This window comes from Caballeronia udeis (genome assembly GCF_001544555.2).
GTDB lineage: Bacteria > Pseudomonadota > Gammaproteobacteria > Burkholderiales > Burkholderiaceae > Caballeronia > Caballeronia udeis.
On sequence record NZ_FCOK02000194.1, the window covers coordinates 1 to 1,464 of the forward strand.

1 pseudogene is annotated in these 1,464 nt (G+C 61.3%); it reads right to left on the reverse strand.

The features are described from left to right. A pseudogene (locus AWB69_RS45140) lies at positions 1-1,432 on the reverse strand (IS3 family transposase); the annotation flags it as partial. Positions 1,433-1,464 lie beyond the last annotated feature (32 nt).

Consider the following 1,464-nt stretch of genomic DNA (forward strand, 5'->3'; position numbering starts at 1 on the left):
GCATAAACTGCTTCACGCTGCGCGAGCACTGCGGCGGCTACGCCGTTGTGGCGCTGCGCCGGCGTGACGAATTTCAGGCCGCTGTGTTTGTGCTCCTGGTTGTACCAACGCACGAACTTCTGCGTCCAGGCCCGTGCCTCATCCACGCTGCCGTACGGCCTGCGCGGGTAGTCGGGCCGGTACTTGCAGGTGCGGAACAGCGACTCTGCGTACGGGTTGTCATTACTCACACGCGGCCGGCTAAACGAGGCCGCGACCCCCAAGTTCTCCAGAGTGGCAAGCATCGTCGCACCCTTCATCGGGCTGCCGTTATCCGAGTGCAGCACCAGAGGACGTCCTGCCAGGCCCTCGGCCAGACTGGCACGCCGCATCAGCAACGCGGCTAGTTCTGCCGATTCGGCTTCATGCACTTCATGAGCGACAATCTTGCGGCTGAACACGTCCAGCATCATGTACCAGTAGTAGTACTGTCCTTTGACCGCCGCCGGCAGCCACGTGATGTCCCACGACCAGACCTGATTCGGTGCCGTCGCACAATGACTGGTCACCACCCGGGTCGAAGGCTTGCGCGCACGACCCCGGTGATGCTGCTGCGAGGTGCTGCGCAGCACGCGATAAAAGCTCGATTCCGACGCGACATACACGCCGCGATCCGCCAGGCTTGGCACGATCTGGCTGGGCGGCAGGCTGGCAAACTCCGCACTATTGGCCACCTCAAGAATCTGTTGCCGTTCGGCCTCACTCAGCTGATTCCCCGGCGGCGGCCGTTCGGTCGTGGTACGGCCATCGGCGAGCACCGCGTCACCGTCACACACCCAGCGCTGGAATGTACGCAGGCTCATGCCCAGCTCGTCGCAAGCCTTCTCCAGCCGACAGCCTGACTGCGCCGCCTCGCGTATCAACGATATACATAACAGGCGATCCGGGACGTTGATCAATCGTCCTCTTTGTCTCCCCAAATCGCCTGGGCTTTTTTTCTCAGAATCAGCAGCGCAGCCGCTTCCGCCAGCGCCTTCTCCTTGCGCTGCAATTCCTTCTCGAGCTGCTGGATGCGCTTCTTGTCGTCCTTCGACTGATGGCGCTGCTCGCGTGCCTGCTCCGTCGCATTCGCATTGGCCGAACGGCAAGCGGCTCGCCAGGCGGATATCTGTTCTGGATAAAGACCTTTTCGACGGCAATACTCGGCCAACTCCGCTGCATTGAGCGGCGCGGTTTCCAGCACGACTGCAAACTTGTCCTCCGAAGACCATCCCTCGGGATTCTTCCCATCGCCCGGCACAGCCAACCCTTGTCCTTTCGCCTGTCGGCGCCACGTGTACAACGTCTGTTCGGTAATTCCCGTTTCTCTGGCGAGCGCCGAAACCAGCGCGTTTTCCGGCGGCATCATGCGCCGCACCAGCGCTTCTTTTCTTTCTGCTGAGTAGGTTTTCATTCACTCTGATTTTACCGCCCCCGGACCATGTC